The sequence below is a fragment of the Enterococcus sp. DIV1090 genome (assembly GCF_050537975.1).
Lineage (GTDB): Bacteria > Bacillota > Bacilli > Lactobacillales > Enterococcaceae > Enterococcus > Enterococcus faecalis.
Genome location: NZ_CP172917.1, coordinates 2,729,751 through 2,755,565 on the forward strand (window position 1 = coordinate 2,729,751; position 25,815 = coordinate 2,755,565).

At 40.1% G+C, this 25,815-nt stretch carries 23 protein-coding genes and 2 pseudogenes; 11 read left to right on the top strand and 14 right to left on the bottom strand.

What is annotated here, in order from left to right; genetic code table 11:
- Positions 1 to 16 precede the first annotated feature (16 nt).
- The 3 genes and pseudogenes from IGL48_RS13290 to IGL48_RS13300 all read right to left on the bottom strand — a co-directional run.
- Positions 17 to 2,842, bottom strand: a pseudogene (locus IGL48_RS13290) (hypothetical protein); the annotation flags it as partial.
- A gap of 68 nt (positions 2,843 to 2,910) precedes the next feature.
- Positions 2,911 to 4,873 (bottom strand): annotated as a pseudogene (locus IGL48_RS13295) (hypothetical protein); the annotation flags it as partial.
- Positions 4,874 to 5,239: 366 nt separating this feature from the next.
- On the bottom strand, positions 5,240 to 6,253 hold the full coding sequence (locus tag IGL48_RS13300; RefSeq protein WP_002370135.1) for an alpha/beta hydrolase: 1,014 nt from the start codon (positions 6,251 to 6,253) through the stop codon (positions 5,240 to 5,242).
- Positions 6,254 to 6,418: 165 nt separating this feature from the next.
- Between IGL48_RS13300 and IGL48_RS13305 the strand changes: the two genes are divergently transcribed.
- Entirely contained in the window at positions 6,419 to 6,964 is a 546-nt protein-coding gene (locus IGL48_RS13305; protein WP_010713695.1) for a cysteine hydrolase family protein, read from the top strand.
- A 185-nt stretch (positions 6,965 to 7,149) separates the two neighbouring features.
- Here the strand turns inward: IGL48_RS13305 and lrgB are convergent, their stop codons facing one another.
- The 8 genes from lrgB to IGL48_RS13345 all read right to left on the bottom strand — a co-directional run bounded on the left by lrgB (position 7,150) and on the right by IGL48_RS13345 (position 13,952).
- The gene (lrgB, locus tag IGL48_RS13310) at positions 7,150 to 7,833 is read right to left on the bottom strand and encodes an antiholin-like protein LrgB (RefSeq protein WP_002354830.1); all 684 of its coding nucleotides are present in this window, start codon (positions 7,831 to 7,833) and stop codon (positions 7,150 to 7,152) included.
- Entirely contained in the window at positions 7,830 to 8,249 is a 420-nt protein-coding gene (lrgA, locus tag IGL48_RS13315; RefSeq protein ID WP_002354829.1) for an antiholin-like murein hydrolase modulator LrgA, read from the bottom strand. Before lrgA ends, lrgB begins: the two co-directional genes overlap by 4 nt.
- Positions 8,250 to 8,400: 151 nt before the next feature.
- The gene (locus IGL48_RS13320; RefSeq protein ID WP_002367483.1) at positions 8,401 to 9,129 is read right to left on the bottom strand and encodes a LytR/AlgR family response regulator transcription factor; all 729 of its coding nucleotides are present in this window, start codon (positions 9,127 to 9,129) and stop codon (positions 8,401 to 8,403) included.
- Complete coding sequence (locus IGL48_RS13325; protein WP_002360969.1) at positions 9,110 to 10,879, bottom strand: sensor histidine kinase; 1,770 nt, start codon at positions 10,877 to 10,879, stop codon at positions 9,110 to 9,112. Before IGL48_RS13325 ends, IGL48_RS13320 begins: the two co-directional genes overlap by 20 nt.
- A gap of 91 nt (positions 10,880 to 10,970) precedes the next feature.
- On the bottom strand, positions 10,971 to 11,789 hold the full coding sequence (locus IGL48_RS13330; RefSeq protein ID WP_430601653.1) for a MetQ/NlpA family ABC transporter substrate-binding protein: 819 nt from the start codon (positions 11,787 to 11,789) through the stop codon (positions 10,971 to 10,973).
- 12 nt (positions 11,790 to 11,801) lie between these two features.
- On the bottom strand, positions 11,802 to 12,473 hold the full coding sequence (locus tag IGL48_RS13335) for a methionine ABC transporter permease (RefSeq protein ID WP_002354825.1): 672 nt from the start codon (positions 12,471 to 12,473) through the stop codon (positions 11,802 to 11,804).
- Positions 12,470 to 13,192 (bottom strand): methionine ABC transporter ATP-binding protein, encoded by a 723-nt coding sequence (locus IGL48_RS13340; protein WP_002354824.1) that lies wholly within the window; start codon positions 13,190 to 13,192, stop codon positions 12,470 to 12,472. The genes IGL48_RS13335 and IGL48_RS13340 overlap by 4 nt, the downstream gene beginning before the upstream one ends.
- 361 nt (positions 13,193 to 13,553) lie before the next feature.
- The gene (locus tag IGL48_RS13345) at positions 13,554 to 13,952 is read right to left on the bottom strand and encodes an OsmC family protein (protein ID WP_048949543.1); all 399 of its coding nucleotides are present in this window, start codon (positions 13,950 to 13,952) and stop codon (positions 13,554 to 13,556) included.
- Between the two features lie 200 nt (positions 13,953 to 14,152).
- Here IGL48_RS13345 and rpsN point away from each other — a divergent pair, with 200 nt between their 5' ends.
- The 5 genes from rpsN (at position 14,153) to IGL48_RS13370 (ending at position 17,385) form a co-directional block, all read left to right on the top strand.
- Positions 14,153 to 14,422 (top strand): 30S ribosomal protein S14, encoded by a 270-nt coding sequence (rpsN, locus tag IGL48_RS13350; protein ID WP_010824279.1) that lies wholly within the window; start codon positions 14,153 to 14,155, stop codon positions 14,420 to 14,422.
- Between the two features lie 110 nt (positions 14,423 to 14,532).
- The gene (gene rpmG, locus IGL48_RS13355; RefSeq protein ID WP_002354818.1) at positions 14,533 to 14,682 is read left to right on the top strand and encodes a 50S ribosomal protein L33; all 150 of its coding nucleotides are present in this window, start codon (positions 14,533 to 14,535) and stop codon (positions 14,680 to 14,682) included.
- 15 nt (positions 14,683 to 14,697) lie between these two features.
- Entirely contained in the window at positions 14,698 to 15,672 is a 975-nt protein-coding gene (locus tag IGL48_RS13360; protein ID WP_010824280.1) for a CobW family GTP-binding protein, read from the top strand.
- A gap of 34 nt (positions 15,673 to 15,706) precedes the next feature.
- Complete coding sequence (locus IGL48_RS13365; protein WP_002383181.1) at positions 15,707 to 15,829, top strand: putative metal homeostasis protein; 123 nt, start codon at positions 15,707 to 15,709, stop codon at positions 15,827 to 15,829.
- 20 nt (positions 15,830 to 15,849) lie between these two features.
- Positions 15,850 to 17,385, top strand: coding sequence for a zinc ABC transporter substrate-binding protein AdcA (locus IGL48_RS13370; protein ID WP_002389398.1), 1,536 nt, complete (start codon positions 15,850 to 15,852; stop codon positions 17,383 to 17,385).
- A gap of 57 nt (positions 17,386 to 17,442) precedes the next feature.
- Here the strand turns inward: IGL48_RS13370 and IGL48_RS13375 are convergent, their stop codons facing one another.
- The 3 genes from IGL48_RS13375 to IGL48_RS13385 all read right to left on the bottom strand — a co-directional run bounded on the left by IGL48_RS13375 (position 17,443) and on the right by IGL48_RS13385 (position 20,303).
- Complete coding sequence (locus IGL48_RS13375) at positions 17,443 to 18,417, bottom strand: tRNA dihydrouridine synthase (protein ID WP_002413934.1); 975 nt, start codon at positions 18,415 to 18,417, stop codon at positions 17,443 to 17,445.
- 187 nt (positions 18,418 to 18,604) lie between these two features.
- Positions 18,605 to 19,375, bottom strand: a complete 771-nt coding sequence (locus IGL48_RS13380) for an ABC transporter permease (protein WP_002354811.1) — start codon at positions 19,373 to 19,375, stop codon at positions 18,605 to 18,607.
- Positions 19,368 to 20,303, bottom strand: a complete 936-nt coding sequence (locus tag IGL48_RS13385) for an ABC transporter ATP-binding protein (protein ID WP_002354809.1) — start codon at positions 20,301 to 20,303, stop codon at positions 19,368 to 19,370. The genes IGL48_RS13380 and IGL48_RS13385 overlap by 8 nt, the downstream gene beginning before the upstream one ends.
- Positions 20,304 to 20,560: 257 nt before the next feature.
- On the opposite strand from IGL48_RS13385, the gene IGL48_RS13390 reads away from it, so the two are divergent.
- The 5 genes from IGL48_RS13390 to IGL48_RS13410 all read left to right on the top strand — a co-directional run bounded on the left by IGL48_RS13390 (position 20,561) and on the right by IGL48_RS13410 (position 25,807).
- Complete coding sequence (locus IGL48_RS13390) at positions 20,561 to 20,980, top strand: PTS sugar transporter subunit IIA (RefSeq protein WP_002354802.1); 420 nt, start codon at positions 20,561 to 20,563, stop codon at positions 20,978 to 20,980.
- Positions 20,981 to 20,992: 12 nt separating this feature from the next.
- The gene (locus IGL48_RS13395) at positions 20,993 to 21,484 is read left to right on the top strand and encodes a PTS system mannose/fructose/N-acetylgalactosamine-transporter subunit IIB (protein ID WP_002354800.1); all 492 of its coding nucleotides are present in this window, start codon (positions 20,993 to 20,995) and stop codon (positions 21,482 to 21,484) included.
- 16 nt (positions 21,485 to 21,500) lie between these two features.
- Positions 21,501 to 22,316 carry a PTS mannose/fructose/sorbose/N-acetylgalactosamine transporter subunit IIC gene (locus tag IGL48_RS13400; RefSeq protein WP_002365419.1) on the top strand — a complete coding sequence of 272 codons (816 nt, stop codon included), beginning with the start codon at positions 21,501 to 21,503 and terminating at the stop codon, positions 22,314 to 22,316.
- On the top strand, positions 22,313 to 23,140 hold the full coding sequence (locus tag IGL48_RS13405; RefSeq protein WP_002360964.1) for a PTS system mannose/fructose/sorbose family transporter subunit IID: 828 nt from the start codon (positions 22,313 to 22,315) through the stop codon (positions 23,138 to 23,140). Before IGL48_RS13400 ends, IGL48_RS13405 begins: the two co-directional genes overlap by 4 nt.
- 147 nt (positions 23,141 to 23,287) lie before the next feature.
- A complete protein-coding gene (locus IGL48_RS13410; RefSeq protein ID WP_002396798.1) occupies positions 23,288 to 25,807 on the top strand; it encodes a sigma 54-interacting transcriptional regulator in 2,520 nt (839 codons plus the stop codon).
- The last annotated feature ends 8 nt before the right edge of the window (positions 25,808 to 25,815 follow it).

Below are 25,815 nucleotides of genomic sequence, written 5' to 3' on the forward strand. Positions count from 1 at the left end.
ACTTCTCTCCTCCTTGTTATGGTGCCATGACTAATGACCATGACAATGTCCCTTTAAATTCACCGACTTTTTGTTTCTCGACTGGCACAGATAGTTTAAGTCCCCGTTGGTTTGCCGCACCCCAACCTTGGTTAATTGTATAACTACCTGAACCGGAGCCTTCATTTTCTGTAACAACCGTATCTCCTTTATTGAGTAAAAATTCTCCTTTGTCTGTAACCAATGACAAATCTTCCAATTGATCTGTGCCGTTCGTTAAGGGATTCGTTACCTGAACATTCAGTTTCCAAGGCGTACTTTCTGTCCCGCGTGTGTCTTGAACGACTAAATCATCTGAAAGAGTTGGCCAGTAAACTTCTGGCTTGGCAGAAATTTTTTGTTTGCCAAAATCAATTGTTTTAGGTACTTTTTCTAACGTTAATTCACCTGAAATAGACACATTGACTTTTTTATTTAACGTTTCACCAGCTTCTGTAAATTGATAATTGGCTGGCACCGTTTTGGCTAATTCTTCTGGTTTCGCTTGTTGAATGGCTTGGAAGGTTGCGGCATCAAGACTTGGTGGTTGATTGGCCCGACCATCTGCGAAAATCACCGTTGCTTGTGTCCATTGTGCCAACTCGTCTGAATTCGTTAAGCCATTTGCTTCTTTTAACTTCAAATGCGCACTTGTCGCATACAAGGCAAACGAACGATCTTTGGCAAGGACACTTTCATTTTTCACAACAACTAAATGAACCGTTTTGTTTTGCAAATTATCCCCTGACGTCCCTGCTTCTAATTGAATATCATGTGTCCGCGATACAGTTTTTTCTGCTAACGGCGCTTGAATTTGTGGTAAATCCGTCTCTTTTAATGAGGTTTTGAAAAACGGCCGACCTTTTGCGCCAAGCATTTCTATTACTTTATCGACAGTCGTTAGTTGCGCTGCCTCATCTTCTGTGACAATCACCGATTGCCCTGAAAGTTCCACTTTATTTGAAAATTGAACTTTCACCTGATAACTGTAGTTCATATTCGTCGCTTTCCATGAAAGCGGGGTGGTATCTTTCTGCTCTGGAATTTGCTCTATCGCGCTCCCAACTTCACTAGATTTAACCGTTCCTTGGTGCAACCAAGAACCTGTTACTTCGTCAGGAAGGAAGCTTAGGGTTGGTGTTAAAGCACTTGAGGTCGGAATCATCAAACGTCCTTTTTGAACTTTTTGTCCAGCTACTTCGGTGCCCCACGCTTGTAAGGTTAACGGCGCATTGCCGGCTTTGACCTCTTTTACATCATGAGAAATAGTACCTGCACCTGCCACAATTCCAGGCGTTTCCACTTCGTAATCGATGATGGAGCCAGGAATTGCTATTCCATAGCCATTGGCGCCCTTGGTCACATCGTTATCGCCAATAAATGTTTTTCCAGTCGCTTTTTCAATCCCATGAAACGTTGTTGGCGTAAGTTTTGTAGCATTATTGACCGTTGGATTAATCGTCAAGACCTGATAGGCTTTGACATTTCCAAACCAAGTCCCTGTGCTATCCACCAAAGCAGTTGTATCTGTCGTTGGTTTAATCCATAAAAGTTCATCTTTTGTTGGATCGACAGCTTCAAAATCCGCAATGTTTACCTTACCTGTACCAGGAATTGTTTCTAATGTTGCATGATCCTGAACCGTTAGTTTGCTAGCTGAAATTAAATTGGCCGTGTTGGTAATCCCAATTCCTGCATTTTTAGATAGATGAATTGATCCGAATTCATTGTAAGTCGTACTATGATTCGCGGCAGTAGCAGAAACGCCATTTTTGATGTTCCCACCATTAGCCATTAATTTAATGCCATTGGTGACATTTAATTCCGTAAAGTTGACAACGCCTAAGCCTGTCGCATTTAGTGGTTCTGTTTGATAGTTATTGGTGCCGTCAACGTTCTCGCCAATGTTAATGACAACTTTCTGAGCATTTTTAGAAACAATGGTATTGGTGAAACTATCTGTTGCATTTCCACCAGATAATCCATTGATTGTTTTGGCACCTTGTAAATTTATCTCGACATCACGTAACAGCCCTGTCGTAGGGGCATTACCATAATTTGTTGCATATAAGTTACCAATACTTGAACCTGTTGCTTGAATATTCATAATAATTTTGCCACTTTTTGTATATGAGGACGTCCGCGCGCCATCTCCGTATATCGCTGCACCATTCAAAACATCTGAACCTGGTTTTGTATAGATATTTAGCGTAATTGTATTAGAAGCATCTGTTCCTAAATTAGTTGTTCCGTTATAAGGAACACCTCCTGAAATAAACGTTCCCGAAGGCAATTTAAACTCGCGATTGTAGTTTCTTAAATCAATGGTCAAATTTGCGTTTCCTAACAAAGAACCAACATTTGTTATTCCGCCAGAAAAACCATTGGTTCCTTCACGAGGAGTACCAGAAAAGTCACCACCGTAAACAATGTTATTAGAATTTCCAGTAACAGTATGATCACTTGAAGCACCATAAGATGCTCCCATTGAGGCATTAATGACACCATCATAAACGGTTACTCCAACATTCCCGACAATTTTTTTATCATTCCAGCCACCACCAGATAAGAACCAGTCCACTTGACCATTCCTCACAGTTGCTTGAGCATTTCCATAAACTCGACCGCCTTCATAGCCACTTCCTTCTAAGGTATCGACAATACCTCCATTCAATGTATTAGAGGTGTTCCCTTCAACAACGCCAGAAAATAAACCACCGTATGTTCGTCGAGCTACAGCATTATTAATTACTGTATTTGACTCGCCGCGAATGTAGATAGTCCAAGCATCTCGGCCAATGACAAGACCACCGCCAGCAATATCAAAATCTTTCGCATTCGCTAAATTATTTCTACTAGAAGAATAATTCGTGTCAGTTGGACGACTTCCTTTATAAACCAAGCCATCGCCGCCAGCTGTGCCATCGCCTGTTTGTGTTCCAACTTCTATAGTTGCCTTACCTTCTACGTAACCACCTACACCAGCTGCGGTTGTTCGCCATAGATCCGCATTACCAAATGAACCTTTAACAAGATGTGAGTGAATATTTCCTAAAATTTTATAAGTTGCACTATCAAAAGCTAATTTTGCTCGTTGCTCTGATGTATAAGCATCATAGGTGCCTTCATTGGAAGCTCCTAGTGCTGCTTTTGATAATCGATCAGCTTCCGTTCCACTACCACCATCAAAATTACCTATACCGCCTTGAGCATCTGTTGTTCCACCAATAACCGTATTTTCAATATTTCCTGTTATTGTGCCGTTATAACGATTGGCTCCAATAATACTTGGTCCATAGGTTGTATAATTACTTGCATCGAGGGTTGTGGAAATTGCATTTGTTCCACGATTTGTTCCAATATTCCCACGACCTGAACCACCAACATACGGCCCTCTTGAACTCCAACCGCCATATCCAGATAATGAATTTTTAATAGTACCATTAATGTTTCCATAAAGTGCGCCACCATAGTAAGTGGACATCCTAAAAGAACTATTTGCTTCTACTGCAATGTCTAACTCATTGGAAACACTCCCGGTCACAGAAATTGGGTTTGCTGCTGTACCAATTCCTGCACCATAATAATTAGAAAGAGCACCATTGATTCGTTTAACAGAAACGGTTACATTCCCATCGACTGTACCTAGATTTGCACCGCCTGATAGCGTATTGATTCCGGAGACCGTGTTATTAATGAGCAACGTTGGGTTTCCTTTTAAAGTTCCACCATTATTATTTCCGCCATAAAAATACCACGTACCTGAACCAGTACTATTTACTGTAATCACAGGATTTCCTGTAACATCGCCTGAATCCGTTCCGCCAAACACAGAGAAACCATTCCCGATAGAACCACCATTCAATGACAAACTATGACCGTTTAAATACATTTGTGATCCTGTATAAGAAATATTTCTTAAAGTAATATCTGTACCGAAGTGAACAATTCCTAGTGCCAATGTTTTGGAACCTGTAGGTAAAGTTGTATCCATACTAATCGGATCCGCGCTGTTTCCAGTAATCACTAAATGATTGACCTTGCCTTGCAAGGCGTAAAAGGTCATATTACTTGCCGTAACGGTGTCAGGAATCACTTTAGCGGTGGTCGCCGCACTCGTCGTAATATTGTTTCCTATATAAAGAGTGAAATCGCCATTGTTCCCCTGTTGATACAAATCAAACAAGGCTTCTTTCAAGCCAGCCTCTGTCGATGCATATTCTTTGTACGCTGCTCCATCTCCTGCAGGACTTGGCACAACAATCACTTTTGTTTTATCCGCAGGGGCAATTGTGTCCGCAATGGACTGATCAACTGAAACAGCTCTGGCCATGCGTGTCAGTTTCTGTTTAAAGACAGCCGTAAGTTGTGTATCTTCTGAAAACTCTAATTGAAGAAGTTCTTCATTTGTATATGTTTTTCCTTGGTAAGACCAGCCAACGAAAGTCGCATTTTCCTCACTATTCGCCCATTTTGGTAATTCTTCTGTCCGAAGTGGCTGATTTTTTTCTTTTACCACTTGATAACTTTTTGCATCATTTAGAAACAAAGCTTGATCCGTTGTTTCAAAGGTCAAGGTGATTTGCTTCTGCTCTTCGCTTGGTTTTGTTTCTGTGGAAGAGGTGGTTACTTTTTCTGTGATAGCACTAGATTCCGTCATTGATGACTGTTCTATAGAATGTGCGCTGCTTTCTTTTGTTGCTTCACTTGTACTGGTTTCTGCTGTTTTTGGCTGTGTCTGCGTACGTTCTGTTTGTTGCTCCCCTTCAATCGCCCACGCTGAAACAGATAAAAATGGTTGTACAAGTAAACAAGTTGCCAATAAAACAGCGATTTTCTTTTTCATTAACTTCATCACTCCTCCCTCGAAGTAAACTTTCCACAACCAACCTATGGCTCAAGTATACGAAGTTTTCTTCTGATTTTTTTAAAGATATTTTCTTAATTTCAAAAAAAAAATTTATTTTTTAATTTTCTTTTTGTTAACTAAACGAATTTTTTGCTGTTTTTTGTAAGATAAAATGTTAATTTGTTCACAAAAATAACAAAAACGTTGTTTTTAACATTAAAATTAACAAACGAGTTCGTAGTATAGCACGGATTTTTTCTCATGTAAACATCATTAAATAAACATTTTTGTTTAATTTATACATATTTCTCAGCTAAAAAAATGACAAAAATAAATAAACAGAGGCCTTAGAAATATTTCTAAGGCCTCTGTTTATTTATACGTATTCACAAACTGGACTGTTTCTTGGTAACATTGTTTAGCTTCTTTTGTTTGATAGTCGAATTGATATTCGTGGGTGATCGTTGCTTTCTTATCTTTGAAAAAGAGAGCTGAAACTGGAACATTTAAAGTTTTTAACCGCTGAACCAAGGCTAGTCCTTGCTCTTGGAATGAAAAACTATTGCCATCTGTTAGATACGTCGGGGGAAATTCTTTGGTGACTTTATCCACTAAACTCACTTCTTGCAGTTCTGCACTCGTCTGCCAGTCTTTAGTGCCGAGCAAGGACCAAGCCACTGTTTTAACGAAAAATTTCATAAAACGATTATCACTTTGTTGGTTGGCCATTTGTTTCAAATCCACCGGACCACAATACGAGAGTGTGCCTTTTAAATGGCTAGCCGGCAACGCTGCAGTCATCCCTAATTCTTTGGCATAGTTGGCATTGGTTTGAACTGTTGCATATTGTAGAGCAATCTGTGCACCCGCACTGTCCCCGCCAATAAAAAGCTTAGATAAATCTAACATGGGATACGCTTGTTTCTTTTCTAATAAAAATTGAACAAGTTCATTGACCTGCTGGAGCTGGCTTGGATAAGGTGCGTCTGGTGCTAATTCATAATTCATTGAAATAAAGGCAACTGAGGAATCAGCCACTAAACGTGTCGCAAACTCTTTCATCCCAGACTTATCTCCTCCCACATAGCCACCACCATGGACCCATAAAACGACTGGTACCGCTTGTTTTGACGTTTGGGGATAATACAAATCAAAGGTATTCTTTTTTCTTGAAGAAGGGTATGTTTGATTTTCTTGCAATTGGACATTGGGTAATGCTTTATCATAGGAAGCTGAATCTTTTATTTCAACTTCGCCTGCGAATAACTGGTTGATGACCCAAGCGCCTGGCTTAGGAGATAATTGAAAGGCGAGAAACACGCCTAAGCAAATAACCACAAGGATTCCTAACAACCAAAGGATAAAACGTACGATTTTTCTTTTCACTCTATTCACCTGCTTTAATTTGTAGCAAAATTATAGCATGTTTTTTAGCCAAAGCGTTTATTTTGAAACAGCTTTTTTAGAATTTGATGTACTTTTATCATTTGAAATGCTTTCTTAAAAGCTGTAAAATGAACAAAATGACTTTAACCTTTAGGAGGTTGCCAAATGAAAGCTCTGATTTCCATTGATTATACGAATGATTTTGTCGCCACAGACGGAAAACTAACCACTGGTGCCGCTGGACAAGCCATTGAAACGGCCCTTGTTCAACAAACAAAGCACTATTTTGACAATGGCGATTTTGTGGTTTTTGCCATTGATGGGCATGACCCCCTAGATCGCTATCATCCTGAAAATAAACTTTTCCCACCCCATAATGTCTTAGGAACTGACGGGCGTAATCTGTTTGGCTCGCTAGCTGATTTTTATCAAGCTCACAAAAATGAGGCAACCGTTTATTGGCTGGACAAACGGCACTATTCTGCTTTTAGTGGCACGGATTTGGACATTCGGTTACGAGAACGAGGAATTACAGAGCTTTGTTTAACTGGTGTTTGTACAGATATTTGCGTGTTGCATACGGCTGTTGATGCCTATAATTTAGGCTATCAATTAATGATTCCTGAACGCGCCGTTGCTAGTTTTGATGAACAAGGACACGAATGGGCGTTACGCCACTTTAAACAAACTTTAGGAGCAACCATTCTATAAAAAGACTGGTCAATCCTTCCATACGCCCTATCTATACTCAAAAATTCGTGTAAACAACACAAAAGAGCCTGGGACAAAAATCCAAAGTGATTTTTGTCCCAGGCTTAAAAATTGATAAACGGCGGGAACAGAATAAGCAGAGACTGCTAGCTGATAGAAATTAGCTACTCATAAAGCCCACTTTTTTATAGACCAATGACCGTTGCAAAGAAAGGAACTACTAAAACAGTAACTACGCCAACCACTACGACAGAAATACTAGCCATAGCAGCCTCTGTTTCGCCCATTTCCATGCCTACTGCCACACCTAGGGCATGTCCGGCCGCACCTAAAGCTAAACCTTTGGCGATTGGATTGTTAATTTTAAACCATTTCAATGCAATTCGGCCCAAGGCATAGGTTAGTACACCATTGAAGATTACAGTAAACGCCGTAATGGAAGCAATGCCGCCAACAGTTTGAGAAATAGGTACGGCAATCGCTGTTGTAGCTGCTTGTGGTAAGATTGAGGCCACTAAATGATTATCCATGCCAATCACTTTTCCTGCAAAATAAACAGCCACTAGCGAACCAAAAGAACCAATTGTTAACGCCGTTAAAATTTCTAACCAATATTTTTTCAACACGTCTCTCTTTTTATATAACGGAATCGCAAACGCTACTGTCGCAGGCTCTAGAAAGAAGCTGATATATTTGCCACCTTCATTGTATTGCTCGTAACTAATTCCTGTTACTTTTAAAACGACAACGCCTAAAATCATCGCAACGAATAATGGTGTAAATAAGAAGAAACCTTTGCTTTTTTTAAACAACCAAGTACCTATGCCAAATACAGCTAATGAAATAATAATGCCAACATACGGATTCATGCGCGAACCTCTCCTTTCGCTTTCTTCGTTGCTGCGGGTTCTTTTTCTTTTCGAGCATCTTTCATATGCAATAAAAAGGCGCCCGTCCAACCAGTCGTTGCTAGTAACGCTAGTGTCGCTACTAAAATAACAAAAACAATTTGAACGCCAAATTGTTGCATAATCCCTAAAGAATTAACTAAGGAAATCCCTGAAGGAACAAATAAAAATGTAATAACCGTTGATAAGCTATTACCTAGCCCTTCCACTTGCTCCAATTTAACAACTTTTGTACATAAACCAATGAACAATAACACCATGCCAATTACTGAAGCAGGCATTGGTATTGGGGAAATGAACGCCAAGCCGTTGGCGATTAACATAATAATGGCAAAAACTGCTGCTTGTTGTAAAAATGAATATACTTTCTTTTCCATTCTTCTTCGCTCCCTTTTGTCTGTTTTCTATGGGTTAAGTATATAAAGAAAACGTTTTTTTAAGGGCTTTTTTTCATGAAATGCCAGAATTTCTTCACCAAATGCAAAAATCACCACTTGAAATGCATTCGACATTTCAAGTGGTGATTTTTTAACTTAAGCCAAGTTTTTCTTTAAATTCTTTGACGTATGAACGGCTAACAGGTACTTTTGAGCCGTTGGTTAAAATTACTTGCAACGTGTTATTAAACCACGGCTGAATTTCTTGAATTTTTGTTCGATTCAAGATGAAACTTCGATGCGTTTTAATAAAGAGCGTGGCAGGTAATTTTTGTTCGATACTGTTGAGGGTCCCTGTCATCTTATAGACCTGTTGATCCACAAAAATGCTCAGTTGCCGTTCTTCGACAGAAACAAGGTAAATATCTTCTGGCGCCACAAGATAAATGCGGTCTTCCCCTTGAATAGGTATTGCTTCAGATTTTGGTCCTTTTTCAGCAGTGTTTTCTGGGACAGCTTGACCCATTTCTTTCGATGCTTTTTCAATGACTTGTGTTATTTTTTCTTCTTCAAAAGGTTTCAAAATATAATCTTTTGCATTCACTTGAAAGGCCTTTAACGCATATTGATCATAGGCGGTTGCAAAGACCAAGTAGGGCGCTTTTTTAAGATGGGTTAATTTTTCCGCTAAATCAAACCCGCTTTCATCGGTCAAATGAATATCTAAAAATAACAAATCTGGCTTTTGATCCATCATCTCTTCCATTGCCTCCGCCACAGAATCCGCTTCTGCAACGCTCGTCACTTGCGGATGTTGGGAAACAAGATAGCTCAATTCTTCTCGTGCTAAGGGCTCATCATCAACGATTAATACGTGCATCTAATTCCTCCTGTTCCATCGGGATTTCTAAATGAACATGGCTCCCGCCTGTCTCTAAATTTTCAATTAAAAAACAACCTTCTGATCCATAAAGGTTCGCCATTCTGCGGGACAAGTTTTCCAGTGCCGTGCCGGTGCCTTTTTCCGAAGTCACTGTCGTCTTTCCTAATAGCAAGCGGCGTTCTTCGGGAATCCCTTGCCCATTGTCATACACATCCACATGTAATTTGTGTTGTTTTGCTTTGACCACTACCCGAACTTGATTGTTCTCCTTCCGGCTGCCAAATGCATGCTTGATGGTATTTTCCACTAACACCTGAATCGCATACGGCGGTACTTTTTCTGAAGCAACCGCTTCTTCCACGTCAAAGGTTACTTGATAACGATTCGGAAACCGTGCTTGTTCTAATGACAAATAGGCTTTTACTTGTTCTAGTTCTTGTGAAACTGGGATCGTCGTTTGCACGGCTCCCTGCAAGTTACCTCGAAAGTATTTACTTAATTGGAGCAATAGTTTCCGCGCTTTTTCACTGTCTTTCCGCATTAATGCGGAAATAGTATTGATGGCATTAAAGAAGAAATGCGGGTTCACTTGCGCTTGCAAGGATTTAATTTCAGCTTCTTTAAGTAATTTTGATTGTACTTCCGCTTCACCTAATTCAATTTGTGAAGAAAAAATTGTCCCAAGACCTTCTGCTAGCTGTTCCTCGACATGCGTTAACTGCGCTGGATCCGTAAAGTACATTTTTAAGGTGCCAACAATTTGCTGATGGGAAAATAACGGAATCACAATCGCCGCTTGCAACGGACAATTTGGGTCCGAACAACCGACTTCTTCTTTGGCATGCGCGATGGTCATTCGGCCCGTCCGTAACACTTCCCGAGAAAGCTCCGTGATGACTTCTAGCTCTGGAATATGATGGTCGCTTCCTGCGCCAACATGAGCTAAAATTTGATGACTGTTTGTCATGCTAATCGCACTGACTTTTGTATAATGCTTAATAATCTCCGCAACTTTTTTGCTGGAATTTTTATTGAGTCCTTCTCGAAAATATGGCAGTGTTTCCGCTGCTAATTCCAAAACATCGTGCGTCTGAACCGCTTTGGCCTGCTCTTCTTGTTTCAATGTCGTTGTTAGAATCGACATAAAAATGAACGTTCCTACGCTATTTAACAAAATCATCGGCAGCGCAATAAAACGAACCAACGTGGCCCCATCCGCTAGATCACCGCTGAAAAAGAAAATAAAAATCATCTGAATCATTTCCATGCACGCTCCGACAATGGCAGAAAAGCCGGCAGACGGAAAAACGGTTTGCTTTGCCATGCGGCTCCCTAAAAAACCGGCAATTAAGCCAACAATTAAAGAAGCAGGCACATAAAAGAAACTATGCCCCCCGCCTTGAATAACCCGATGAAAGCCAGCAATTAAACCAACCGTACTGCCGACAATCGGACCACCCACTAATCCAGAAACGCCAATTACTAACGTACGCGTATTCGCAATGGAAGCATTGCTGCTTAAATAGGTTAGTAAATTATTGGGAACAATCTGATTCTTAGCGATTTCGATACCTGTAAAATTAGAAATAATAGCAAATAAACCAAAAATCAAAATCAATTGAACTTTTGAAGACATTTTTTCACGACTTAATAAAACACGCTTAAAATAAGGCACATTCACTAAAAGAAAGGCCAGTAAAATAATTAAGCCCACCCGTTCCATCATTAAAATAAATAATTCGACCACACCGGCACCTCCTTCCTATTAACTATACTATAAATCAAGGAAAAGAAAAAAATGAAGCTTCTCAAAAAAGAGGCTTCATTTTTTCTATTCATTAAAACGCAGGAATATTGGCACCTTTAGAATTTTTCTTGATGTATTCAGCAACTTCTTTTGTTGTCATCGCTTCTTTTAAAACCTTGATTTTTTCGCTATCTTTTTCGCCTTTACGTGTCACAACTTGCAATGTGTAATGTTTACTTGCTTCTTCATCTTCTAACAAAATCGCATCTTTCGTTGTTAAACCAGCAGGTTCTAAGTAGGCTGGGTAGCAGAACACCATAGCGATGTCTTTTTCATCATAGGCTTTAGCTAAATTCAGTAAATCAATGCTTTCAAAAGTGATGTTTTTAGGATTTTCCACGACATCTGCCACCGTGCCGTTAAAGCCGACACCTTCTTTTAATTTAATCACGCCGTTTGCATTTAAAATTGCTAAAGCACGACCTTCATTGGTTGGATCGCTAGGAATCCCCACTTTGGCATTTTCAGGTAAATCTTTCGCATCTTGGTATTCTTTTGAATAGAAACCACCAGCAAAATAATAAATCGGTTGCACAGCCACTAAATCAGCTTTTTTCTCTTTGTTAAACATTTCCATGAAAGGTTGATGTTGCGCAAAATTAGCATCCGCTTCGTCATGTTGCACGGCATCGTTGTAGGCAACATTGTCGCTCACTTCCATAATGTTAATTTTGTACCCTTTTTTCTCAGCTTCTTTCTTGGCAATCTCCAAGATATCTTTTGAAGATTCCAATTGCACGGCAACGGTAATCTCCTTGTCTTCTTTCTGGTCTGCTTGTTTATTTCCCCCACAGGCAGCTAAAATAACTGTTGCAATAACAGCGAATGTTGCTAAATAAAACTTCTTCATTCTTTTGTCCTCCTACTTTCTTTTGTCTAGTTTTTGGGCAATGAAGTTCCCAAGCATTTGTAAAATGAAGACCAGTGCAATCATAATCACAATGGCAACATACATAATACCGTATTCATACCGTTGATAGCCGACACGAACTGCAAAATCGCCAATCCCGCCGCCACCAACAACACCCATCACCGTGGAATATGAAACCATACTCACTGTCGTGGTTGTGTAAGCAAGGACCAATCCGCTACGTGCTTCCACCAATAAAAAGTGCCAAATGTATTGGACTTTCGAGGTACCTAACGAATTAGCTAAAAAATAAATTTCTTCTGGAACATCCAACAGCACTTGTTCAACCAAGCGAGCAAAAATCGCGATCGCAACAATACTCAATGGCACAGATGAAGGAATTGGGCCAAACGCCTTTCCTAAAACAGAACGAGTAACTGGAATCAACGCAATCACAAATAATAAATAAGGAAACGAGCGAATAACAGTTACAATGAAATTTAAAACCCAGTACAGCCAAGGTTGATGCCCTTTGACTTTCGGATTAGCCAAAAATAGTCCTAAGCCTAAAGGCAAGCCAACAAGCAAACAGATAGCCATCGAAATCGACATCATAATCCCTGTTTCTTTTAAACCAATCAGCATAGATGGCCAATATTCGGCAAAGGTTTCTGAAAAAGTCATGGGCGCAAACTCCTTTCCACTTTTTCTAAATAGGAAAGTGGTTCTTCCTCATATTGCTGAGGATTATTCAGAAATTCGCCAATTAACTGACCTTTTTCCATCACTAAGATACGATTACATAAGCGCTTCACGGTTTCTAATTCGTGACTGACAAAGAAAATAGTCGGTCGGAATTCCTGATGCGTCTTATGTAATAGTCGAACGACACTTTCTGTATTTTCTTCATCTAATGAACTCGTTGCCTCGTCACATAATAACCATTTTGGATTACGGCTCAACGCTCGAGCAATAGAGACACGCTGTTTTTCCCCACCAGAAAGCTGAGCAGGATACGCTTCTGCCTTATGGGCCATATCAACAAACGTTAATAAACGCTCAATTTTTTCAGGCTGTTTCTCTTTTAAAAGTTTCAAAGGCAACGCAACATTATCATAAATTTTCAAATTTTCTAACAAATTGTAATGCTGAAACACCATCCCCATTTGTTGTTGCTGCTGGCGAACTTCTTTTTTAGAGAAGGTTTGAACATTTCTACCATCAATACGAATCTCCCCTTCACTCGGTTGTTCCATTAAATTCAACAAACGTAACAACGTGGACTTGCCAGAGCCACTTTTCCCAACAATCCCAACGATTTCTCCTGGTTGGACAGAAAAGTGAATATTTTTTAACGCGTGTGTCTCTTGATAGACTTTCGACACATTCACTAACTCAATCATGATTACCTCCTAAAGGCCGACAAACAAACTATAACAACTAAAAAAACTGTATAACAATTAAAGTAATTCTGTGAAACGATTTAAAAAAACTATTACGAATTAAAAAATAACACACGTTTCGAAAAACAGCGTTATATCAGAGATGTAACTACTTACATCATCTACTAAAACAGAAAAAAAAGCAACCTTTTTATTTGTGAAAAAAACACTATCTGTTTTTTGTCTGTATTATTTTGTACAAATGAATTAAAAATTTCCTGTTTCTACAGCTATTTCCCCACGCTCCTCTAAAAAAAGACATTCTCAGAAACGAGGCATCCAAAAAAGGAAAAGCGCTCGTAACGATAATGTCTCTAATAGTTTACTTTTGAAAGACAACTGTTTCTTCGACAGTAATTCTTTCAGCCAATGATTGAATCACTGGACAGTTTGGGGAGACAAGCTTCAAACACCGTGTCGCCCGTTCTTGAAAGGCTTCTGGAACAGTCACATAAAAGAGAATCGTCACCTGTTTTAATGGTTGTGCGCGTCTCTCTACTTCTCTTGAATACGTGACTTCTATTTTTTCAAACTCAAAGGGAATGTGCGAATTTTCCAAAACGGATTGATACACGTATCCCCCACAAGCGCCAATTGCCGAAACGAGCATTTGAACTGGCGAATATCCCTCTTCTTTTGCTAACACCCAGCGCGCTGTTTTCGTTTGTAATTCAAATTTTTCCACACCACGAATAATCGTCAAACGTTCTACCATTGCCATCTTCACTCCTTTTTACTCTTTCTTAAAAGATACTACAAAACAGCGCTAAAACAAACATTTCTAACTTCTCAACTTAGCAAGTCCTAAAAAAAACGAAATTCTCACTTGACAAACAACGCAACACCTGATAATATACTTCCGTTCAAATCGTAACCATTACGATTTAGATTTTATAAATCCAAAAAGAAAGGAAGTGCCTTATGGCTAAAAAATCAAAAATTACTAAAGCAAAAAAACAACAAGCAATGATTGCAAAATATGCGCCTATTCGCCAAGCCTTAAAAGAAGCTGGCGATTATGAAGGTCTTAGCAAATTGCCAAAAGATGCTCATCCAAGTCGCTTAAAACTCCGTGATCAAACAGATGGGCGCCCACGTGGCTACATGCGTAAATTTGGCATGTCGCGGATTCGTTTCCGTGAATTGGCTCACCAAGGCTTGATTCCTGGCGTCAAAAAAGCAAGCTGGTAACTCATTATTTCGATAAAGACAACTAGCGAGGACAGTCGCATTTGGGCTGACCTCGCAGCCCCCTTTATCTTTTATACGCAATTAAAAAAATCAAATTGGAGGACGGCACTATGCGCCAAACCATTACGTTAGCTTGCGCTGAAACTGGCGAGCGCCTTTACTTAACAAGTAAAAACAAACGAAATACACCAGAAAAATTACAGCTGAAAAAATATTCACCAAAACTACGGCGCCGCGCACTTTTCACTGAAGTCAAATAACAGGAGGAAAACTTGATGGGCATTCCAATCACCATTGTTTCTGGCTTTTTAGGCGCAGGAAAAACAACCTTAATTAACCATGCGCTTGCGCAGTCACCGTTTCCTAAAGAAGAAATTATTATTATTGAAAATGAATTTGGTCAAACAGGCGTTGACCACGCATTACTTTTACAAACCACGGAACGAATTATTCAATTAAATAACGGTTGCATGTGTTGCAGCTTACGAGGAGATCTTCTTGCCTCTTTATCAGCAATCTTAGAAGTGTACAAAGAAGAACAACAAACCGTTGCCCAAGTCATTTTAGAAACAACGGGCATTGCTGATCCGCAACCAATCATTCAAACAATTTTAACGACCCCGCACATCAAAAATCATTTCTATATAGACAGTCTCTTAACGGTCGTTGATGGGCATCATTGGCAACAGCAACTTCAAGAAGCCGAAGCCATCAAACAACTGGCCTTAGCAGATCGCCTCTTTTTTTCTGTCAAGGAACCAGCAGACAGCACTCAGCTACCAACGTTCCAAGAAACCCTTCGTACCATTAATCCTTTTGCTGATATTTTATCCTTTCAAGCCAACGAGCCTCTTTTGGCTAGTGACTTTTTTCAATTAAATAAGTTTACAGCAACACTTACAGAACACGAAATGACTCATTCCCCGCATGAGCACGCCCACGAGCATCATCACCATACCTTTCACTCCCTCACGCTAACGGCGTCCTCAGCCCTCAACGAACCTCTTTTCACTCGTTGGCTTGATTGGTTAATGTATACGCATCAGGAAAAGTTATACCGTTTCAAAGGGATTCTCGCCTTACAGGAGCATGACTTGGCCATTGCCATGCAAGGCGTCAACCAGCAAGTGGCCTTTCAAATGACGAATCAACCCCCTCAAGAAACGACAATTGTTCTGATTGGCAAAGAATTAGAGACAAAAAAAATTCAAGAAACCTTTCAAACCCTCAACAAAATAGCTACTCCGTAAATTATTTTTTTACGAAATGGAGGTCCTATATATAATGGAAAAAACTGACTTATCTAGCGCTTATCGTCGACTGAAAAGTCCCAACATCAAAACACGAAAACGCGCACTTAAAATCATTAAAGAACATAAGCGCAATAAACAAAAGAAAATTGCGTAATTCACTAAAGGAGCACACCTATGAAAAAATTTACTCTTCCCCTGTTAGCCGCCTTATCGCTAATCCTTTTCGGCGCTTGCGGCAAAACAAACACCTCTGATAAAACCGCTGACGGCAAAGAAAAACTATCCATTGTCACGACTTTTTATCCTATGTACGATTTCACTAAAAATATTGTAGGCGATGAAGGAGACGTCAAATTGTTAATCCCTGCTGGTTCTGAACCTCACGATTATGAACCATCCGCCAAAGATATGGCTACCATCCATGATGCGGATGTTTTCGTTTACCACAATGAAAATATGGAATCTTGGGTACCCAAAGCTGCTAAAGGCTGGAAAAAAGGAGCCCCGAACGTCATTAAAGGTACCGAAAACATGGTCTTACTTCCTGGCAGTGACGAAGACGGACACGACCATGACCACGAACATGGCGAAGAAGGGCACCACCATGAATTAGATCCGCATACTTGGGTTTCGCCCCATCGTGCCATCCAAGAAGTCACAAACATCAAAGAACAATTAGTCAAACTTTACCCTAAAAAAGCCAAAACATTTGAAACAAACGCAGAAAAATACTTAACAAAATTAACAGCCTTAGACAAAGAGTTCCAAACAGCTTTGAAAGACGCTAAGCAAAAAAGTTTTGTTACCCAACATGCTGCATTTGGTTATCTTGCCTTAGATTACGGCTTAAAACAAGTGCCAATAGCTGGTTTAACACCTGAACAAGAGCCAACTGCAGGGCGTTTGGCAGAGTTGAAAAAATATGTCACAGACAATCAAATTCGCTATATTTATTTTGAAAAAAATGCCAACGATAAAATTGCTAAAACGTTAGCTGACGAAGCAAATGTTCAATTGGAAGTCCTAAACCCGCTAGAAAGTTTGACACAAAAACAAATGGACAATGGCGAAGATTATCTTTCTGTAATGAAAGAAAACTTAACTGCTTTGAAAAAAACAACAGATACAGCTGGGAAAGAGGTTCAGCCAGAAACCTCTGAAAAAACAGAAAAAACCGTGGCTAACGGCTATTTCAAAGACAGTGAGGTGGCTGAGAGAACACTGGCAGATTACGCTGGAAATTGGCAATCCGTCTATCCTTTATTAAAAGATGGCACATTAGACCAAGTCTTCGATTACAAAGCGAAACTGAAAAAAGATAAAACACCAGCCGAATACAAAACCTACTATGATGCCGGCTATCAAACCGATGTCGACCACATCAACATCACTGATTCCACCATCGAGTTTCTGGTCGATGGCAAACCACAAAAATTCACCTATAAAGCAGCCGGTTATAAAATTTTAAACTATGCAAAAGGCAACCGTGGCGTCCGTTTCCTTTTTGAAACAGACGATGCCAATGCTGGGCGGTTTAAATACGTCCAATTTAGCGACCACAACATCGCACCAACGAAAGCCGCTCATTTCCACATCTTCTTCGGCGGCGATAGCCAAGAAAGTCTGTTCAATGAAATGGACAACTGGCCAACGTATTATCCAAGCGACTTAAGCAAACAAGAAATTGCCCAAGAAATGATTGCGCATTAAGCATTCAAAAGAGAGGAGATAGCATTAGCTAAAATGCTACCTCCTCTCTTTTTTTATTTAGTCAAGCACACCATGTTCTGCTTCAAACGTCGCTAACAACTGGCGCACTTCATCCGTTGATTTTGTATTCATTAATTGTGCTCTTAAATCACTGGCACCTGGAAAGCCTTTGACATAAATTTTGAAGAAGCGATGCAGCCCAACGATGGAGCGAGGCACCAATTCTGCATACTTGTCTTGCAAATCCAATTGTAAACGTAACAAGCCCAGTAATTCTTGTGGCGTATGTGTTTTGGGTTCTTTTTCAAAGGCATAAGGATTTTTAAAAATCCCCCGACCAATCATGATGCCATCTACACCATATTGTTCTGCTAATTCTAGGCCCTTTTGACGATCGGGAATATCCCCATTAATCGTAATTGTCGTTTGCGGTGCGACACGGTCCCGAATAGCCATAATTTGCGGAATGACCTCCCAATGGGCATCCACTTTACTCATCTCTTTTCGTGTTCGCAAATGAATGGATAGATTCGCAATGTCTTGCTCTAATAAATGCGTGATCCACGCCTCCATTTCCGCCATTTCAGTAAACCCAATGCGTGTTTTGACACTAACAGGTAAGCCACCTGCTTTGGCGGCGTCAATCAATTCAGCCGCGACTTCTGGGCGCAAAATTAATCCGCTGCCTTTTCCACGCTCAGCCACGTTGGGCACAGGACAGCCCATATTTATGTCTAATCCTTGAAAGCCCATCTCCGCTACACCGATACTCATTTCACGGAAAAATTCCGGTTTATCCCCCCAAATATGTGCCACCATTGGCTGTTCATCTTCTGTAAAAACGAGGCGCCCGCGCACACTGTCTTTTCCTTCAGGATGACAATAACTATCTGAATTAGTAAACTCTGTAAAAAACACATCTGGTGCCCCAGCTTCTTTCACGACATGACGAAAGACCACATCAGTGACGTCTTCCATTGGTGCTAAAACAAAAAAGGGCTTTGGCAATGTTGCCCAAAAATTCTTGCTCATCTTCATATACTCCGTTTCTGATTTTTTCTTTATTTTCAACGACAACTTGTCGACATATTCTGGTGCGAAACATTGCTATTATACAGGGAAATACACGAAGAATCAAAAAAGCATACTTAGAAACAAGAAAACTGTCTGAATCTGCTCGCTAGAATGAGTGATTCAGACAGTTTAATCTTTTTACGGCTTAACTACGTAAGCCACGCCCTGTTTCTACAAGGTACCAACAAATGCCATATAAAACGACAATAAATAAGATTAAAATGGTCATAGAAATACCAATTGGCACATCTTGAACCCCTAGGAAACCGTAGCGGAACCCAGAAATCATGTAAACAATCGGATTAACTTTTGAGACAGCTTGCCAAAATGGCGGCAACATGGAAATGGCATAGAAAACCCCACCCAAATAGGTTAAAGGCTGTAACACAAAGGTCGGCACAATCGATACATCATCATAGGATTGCGCAAAAATACCATTTAACAAACCAGCTAAAGAAAAAAGAATCGCTGTCATCAATAAAGTCATGATGACCATCAGCCAAGAAACAACGTGCAATGGCACAAAAAATAGAGAAATGATGGTGACTAACGCACCGACCAAAATACTACGACCAACGCCACCAATCACAAATCCCCAAATAATCACATGAGTGGGAACTGGCGCCACGAGAATTTCTTCGATATTTTTCTGGAATTTTTGTGAGAAAAAGGAAGATGAAACATTGGCGTACGAGCTTGTAATGGCTGACATCATAATTAAACCTGGCACGATAAATTCCATATAAGAAAAACCGCCCATGTCGCCAATTCGCCCGCCAATCATTTTCCCAAAAATCACAAAATACAAGGACGTCGTAATCACTGGCGGTACCAGTGTTTGGACCCAAATCCGTAAATAACGGTTGGTTTCCTTTACAGCTAAACTTTTTAAAGCAGTAAAATACAGACTAAACATGTTGATCCTCCCTTTGGTACGTATCCTCGGTAATCTTCAAGAAGAGCTCTTCCAAACGGTTGGACTTATTCCGCATTGACAATACTTTGATTCCTTGTTGACTTAGCTGTTCAAACAAGTGATTGACTCCTTGGTTTCGTTCCACTTCCACCGCTAACGTTAACTCGTCCTCAAATACGCTTTGATAGCCTTCAATAACTGGCGCCTGCGTATAAGGTGCTAAATCAAAAATAAACGTTTCAAATTGTAATTTTGCTAACAAGTGCTTCATGCTGGTGTTTTCAATCAATTCACCAGACTGAATAATCCCAATGTTGCGACACAACATCTCAGCTTCTTCTAAGTAATGGGTCGTCAAAATAATCGTGGTTCCCTGCGCATTTAACTCTTGTAAAAAGGCCCACATTTCACGACGCAATTCAATATCGACACCTGCAGTCGGTTCATCTAAAATCAATAACTTCGGCTCATGCATCAGCGCGCGAGCAATCATTAACCGACGTTTCATTCCGCCAGAAAGCATCCGAGCCCGCTCGTTCCGTTTTTCCCATAAGTTGGATTGTTTTAAATATTTTTCACTCCGTTTCATGGCTTCTTTACGAGACACCCCATAATAGCCCGCTTGATTGACCACAATCTGTTGGACCGTTTCAAACGGATTGAAGTTAAACTCCTGCGGCACTAACCCAATCTGTTGCTTCGCCCGCACCATTTCCGTATCTAAATCATACCCAAAAATTTTGACTTTCCCCGAAGTCTTATTAACTAACGAGGTCACAATCCCAATCGTCGTTGATTTTCCTGCGCCATTCGGTCCCAAAAGAGCATAAAAATCGCCTTCTTCGACTGTTAAATCAATCCCCCGCAACGCTTCAACACCTGAAGCGTACACTTTGCGTAAATCTTGTATCACAAGAGCATCAGTCATTCGTAACTCTCCTTAATGTATAAATATTCATGAGTATTATTGTAACACTTCTCGATAAAAACGGGGGTTATTTTGATTAAATTTCACAGTTTTGCTTAGCTATTTTTCAACAACAAACTAGCCAACGATTAACGTGTTTATTTTGACTCGAAACTGTTTAAACAGTTTCGAGAGCGTTAAAACCCTTTCAAATAAAGGATTTAGAGTTCTCTTTTTTTGGCATAGAACTTGCTTTATATAAAAGTGAGGTGAAAAGAATGAAAAGAAAATTTTTAATTGCTAGTCACGGAAACTTAGCGAAAGGCTTCCAAAGTTCCTTGGATATTCTCGCAGACAAAGGAAAAGAGCTGGCGGTCATCAATGCCTATGTGACTCCTGAGGACTACACGCCAATTATTCAAACGTTTCTTCAGTCCCTAGGCGCAGAAGAACAAGCTATTATTTTAACAGATTTATATGGTGGTAGTGTCAATCAAAAAATTGTTCAAGAAGTCATGACGACAAAACCAGACAATGTTTTTATCATTTCCAATGCCAACTTAGCCATTGCCTTGTCGCTGATTTTCTTAAAAGAAGGCGAAAAGCTAACCAAAGAAGATATTCAAGCAGCAATTGCTGAAGCACAAATTCAATTCGTTGAATTAAACCCATCAAATGAAGAAGAGAATTTTTTTTAGGAGGAAATTAAAATGATTACACAAGTACGAGTAGACGACAGATTAATTCACGGCCAAGTAGCCGTAGTTTGGACCAAAGAATTGAATGCCCCCTTATTAGTTGTAGCGAATGATGAAGCAGCCAAAAACGAAGTAATGCAAATGACGTTAAAAATGGCGGTCCCTAATGGCATGAAACTATTAATTCGCTCAGTTGATGATGCGATTGATGTCTTCAATGATCCTCGTGGCAAAGACAAACGAATTTTTGTAATTGTGAACAGTGTAGCGGATGCTACTAAAATTGCGAAAAACGTGACAGATATTGAAAGTGTGAATGTTGCCAACGCTGGCCGCTTTGATAAATCAGATCCAGCCACCAAAACAATGGTTTTCCCAAGTGTCCAATTAAACCCTGAAGAGTTAGAAGCTGCCAAAGAATTAGCCAGTTTGACTCACGTGGAAAGCTATAACCAAGTCCTGCCAACCAACTCAAAATTAAGTTTAAAACAAGCCGTCAATTAAAAGGAGGAAATGAACAATGCTTATGCATGCAACAATGGCAGCCTTAGCTGTATTTATCTGTTTTGCTGGGAATTATTTAACTGGTCAAAGTATGATGGAACGTCCCTTAGTCGTTGGATTAGTCACAGGAATTTTAATGGGCGACATGAAAACAGGGGTTCTAATGGGGGCCTCTTTAGAAGCAATTTTCTTAGGAAATGTTAATATCGGTGGTGTTATCGCCGCGGAACCTGTAACTGCGACTACTTTAGCCACAACGTTTGCAATTATTTCAAATGTCGAACAAAAAGCCGCCATGACGTTAGCCGTACCAATTGGGATGTTAGCCGCTTTCGTGGTGATGTTTTTAAAAAATGTCTTTATGAATATCTTTGCTCCTTCTCTTGACAAAGCAGCACGTGAAGGCAACCAAAAAATGGTTGTGACACTGCATTACGGAACGTGGATTATTTATTATTTAATCATCGCTTCGATTTCATTTATCGGAATTTTAGCAGGAAGCGGGCCAGTAAATCTGTTTGTTGAAAGCATTCCACAAAATTTGATGAACGGCTTAAGCGCAGCTGGCGGACTTTTACCTGCCGTTGGGTTTGCTATGTTAATGAAACTATTATGGGATAATAAATTAGCCGTCTTTTACATTTTAGGCTTTGTTTTAACCGCGTACCTACAATTACCAGCCGTTGCGGTGGCGGTCATCGGGACAGTAATTTGTGTCGTGAGTGCCCAACGGGATGTAGAATTCCGCGACATTCTAAAAAGAAAACCTGCGGCGTCTTCTGCGGTTGAAGGCAGCGCGAAAGAAATCGAAGAGGAGGACTTTTTCGCATGAAGTTAAAAGAGAATTTATCTAAAGAAGAGAAAAAAATGATGCGCTCTGTTTTCTGGCGTTCTTGGACGATGAACGCTAGCCGGACAGGAGCTACACAATACCACGCAGTGGGTGTCATGTACACTTTACTCCCAGTTATCAATCGTTTTTATAAAACCAAGGAAGAACGGGCCGAGGCATTGGTGCGTCACACCACTTGGTTCAATGCAACCATGCATATCAATAACTTCATCATGGGGCTCGTCGCTTCGATGGAAAAACAAAACAGTGAAGACGAAAATTTTGATGCTAGCTCTATTACAGCAGTTAAAGCCTCACTAATGGGGCCACTTTCAGGCATCGGTGATTCCTTCTTCTGGGGCATCTTGCGTGTCATTGCTGCTGGGATTGGGATTTCATTAGCCAGCACCGGTTCGCCATTAGGGGCGATTGTCTTCTTACTTTTATACAACGTCCCTGCGTTCTTAATTCACTATTATGCGTTGTATAGCGGCTACTCAATCGGTGAAAGTTTTATCCAAAAAATGTACGAATCAGGCGGAATGAAGATACTCACAAAAGTATCAAGTATGCTAGGCTTAATGATGATGGGCAGTATGACTGCTTCAAATGTAAAATTCAAAACGATTCTTGAAGTTTCCGTTAAAGGAAGCGAAGACGTAGTTAAAATCCAAGACTATTTGGATCAACTATTCGTCGGTATCGTACCATTAGCCGTGACGTTACTTGCTTTCTGGCTATTACGCAAAAAAGTCAATGTTAACGTGGTGATGTTTGGTATCATGTTCTTAGGCATCTTGCTAGGATTACTAGGCATCTGTTAAAATTGAAACAATAAACATTTAATTATTAAACACTTAGAGCCTGAGACAAAAATCCAAAGTGATTTTTATCTCAGGCTTAAAAGCTGATAAACGGCGGGAACAGAAGCAACCCCTGTCCCGACCTCTCTTTTGGAAGGACGATGAATCATGCGCTTGGAGACCTACCAACACTTAGTTGATATTTTAGAAACCAGCAACACCCCGATGAGCACACAAGAAATTGCCACAAAAATTCAATTAAGCCGCTCGGTAACCAGCTTATACTTAAATAAATTATTGGAAAAAGGTGAAGTCCAACAAACGGGAAAAAAACCCGTTTATTGGCAATTAACCCGTGCAACAACCCCCACGACCGATGTGTTTCGACAATACATCGGTAGCCAAGGCAGCGCCAAAAAAGCCATTGAACAATGCAAAGCCGCTATGTTGTATCCCCCATTGGGTATGCCTTTATTAATCCATGGAGCCAGTGGCGTCGGCAAAAGCTTTTTGGCAAAACTGATTTATGAGTATCTGAAAAATGAACAAATCATTGGCCTGGAAAAATTCTATACCTTTAACTGTGCCGATTATGCCAACAATCCCGAATTGCTATCATCCATTCTCTTCGGCCATACCAAAGGCGCATTTACTGGAGCTGAATCAGAAAAGCAAGGACTCTTGGCCCAAGCCAATAATTCTGTACTCTTTTTAGATGAAGTACATCGATTATCCAATGAAAACCAAGAAAAACTCTTTCAGTTTATGGATACAGGGACCTTCCGCCCCATTGGTGAAGAAGGAAAAATGGTCCACTCCAAGGTCCGGCTACTATTTGCGACCACCGAAAACCCGAAAAAAGTCTTATTACCAACCTTTTATCGCCGAATTTCCGTAATCGTCTCACTTCCGAACTTCAAAGAGCGCCCCATTCGAGAACGGATTGCGATTTTAAAAAACTTATTCCACCGAGAAGCGAAACGAATGACCAAAGACATCAACGTGGACGAAGAAATCTTTACGGCATTATTAGAAAATGACGAACCTGGTAACGTGGGAAGTTTATCCAACAAAGTGCAGCTCCTTTGCGCGTCGCAATTACGAAAAACTTTGCCCAATCAACCTGTCGTCATTGGCGATGCGACTCAACCAATGATTGCGATTCCTTTAGACAAAGAAGTGTTGGAAGAAGACACACTTTCTTCCGATATTTTCGCAACATTTGAAGCCTTATTTACAAAAGAAAAAACACTGGCCCACTTAAAAACTGAACTGACACAATTCATTAAATATTGTTTAGACGATGAAATAACCTTGGAAAATGATTACTTTTTACAAAACCTAGTCACGGAAGTCCAAACCAAAAACAAACTAATTATTAACCAACCTGAACAAACTGAAAAACCGATGAAAGATGTTGCCAAATTGCTGAAAATTTTACCGCCAACATTTAACGAAACAGTGCTCCTTCCAGTCCAAACACAGTTAAAAGAACACTATCCGCGAACGGTTTCCCTCGTGAAAAACTTAGTCAGTCCGCTGCCAGAAGAATACCGTTTCTTGACAGAGGTACTCTTATCTGTATTACTTAGCGGAGAAATTTCTGAAACGATTCCTTACCAAGCGCTCCTCGTGGCGCATGGTGAATCGACTGCCACAAGTATTCAAGCCGTTGCCAACAAATTATGTGGTACCTATATTTTCGATGCGATTAACATGCCCTTAACCTCTTCCGTCCGAGATATCGTCGCCGAAGTTAAAGACTGGCTTTCTCAGCGGGACACATCACAAGGCGTCATTATGCTCGTCGATATGGGTTCCCTGACACAACTTTATAAAAGTTTGAAACCGCAAATTCTTGGAGAACTTTTGGTGATCAATAACCTGACCACTGCCTATGCGTTGGAAATTGGTCATCAATTAATGAACGAACAACTTTTCTATGGTATTGCTAAAACCGCTGAAAAAAAATTTAAAACCGATGTACAGTACTTTGAAGGCTTTTCAGTGGAAAAAAATATCATTGTCTCTAGTATTTCAGGTCTGGATATTGCCAAGCAAATCAAACAAATCTGTCAAAAATACCTGTATACTGATATTAAAGTCATTACTCTAAAATACAAAGATTTGGTAAACACGTTAGACATTGCCAACGCCGAAGAAAATTATTTAAAAGAAACCTCGCTCATTTTGACGACGTCTTACTTAGACAACCATACGAATGTTGCTAGCGTGAATCTCTTAGACATGTTAGACGAAGATGCAGGAACACAGTTGATGGAACCTTTCCAAAACTTGATGCATCCCAATAACATTGATAGCATGATTAACGAATTTGTTCACTTCTTCTCGAAAGAAGGCTTGTCAGAAAAACTAGAATTTCTAAATCCTGACGTCATTATTAAACAAGTCGAAAACGTTACAAAAAACATTGAAAAACGCTTCGACCTCACACTCAGCGGCAAAATGAAATTTAACTTAATGATGCACAACGCGCTCATGGTAGAGCGGACAATGCTCGGCGTTGAAGACTATGAAATCCCTGCTAACCTCGAGGAACTAACCATTAACCAAAAACCATTTTTCCAAAATGCTAAAAACATTTTCTATACTCTAGAACAGTTTTATCGAATAGAAATTTCCAACTGGGAACTCTATGTGATTTATGAAATTTTGTCTTCTCGGTGAGAAGGGAT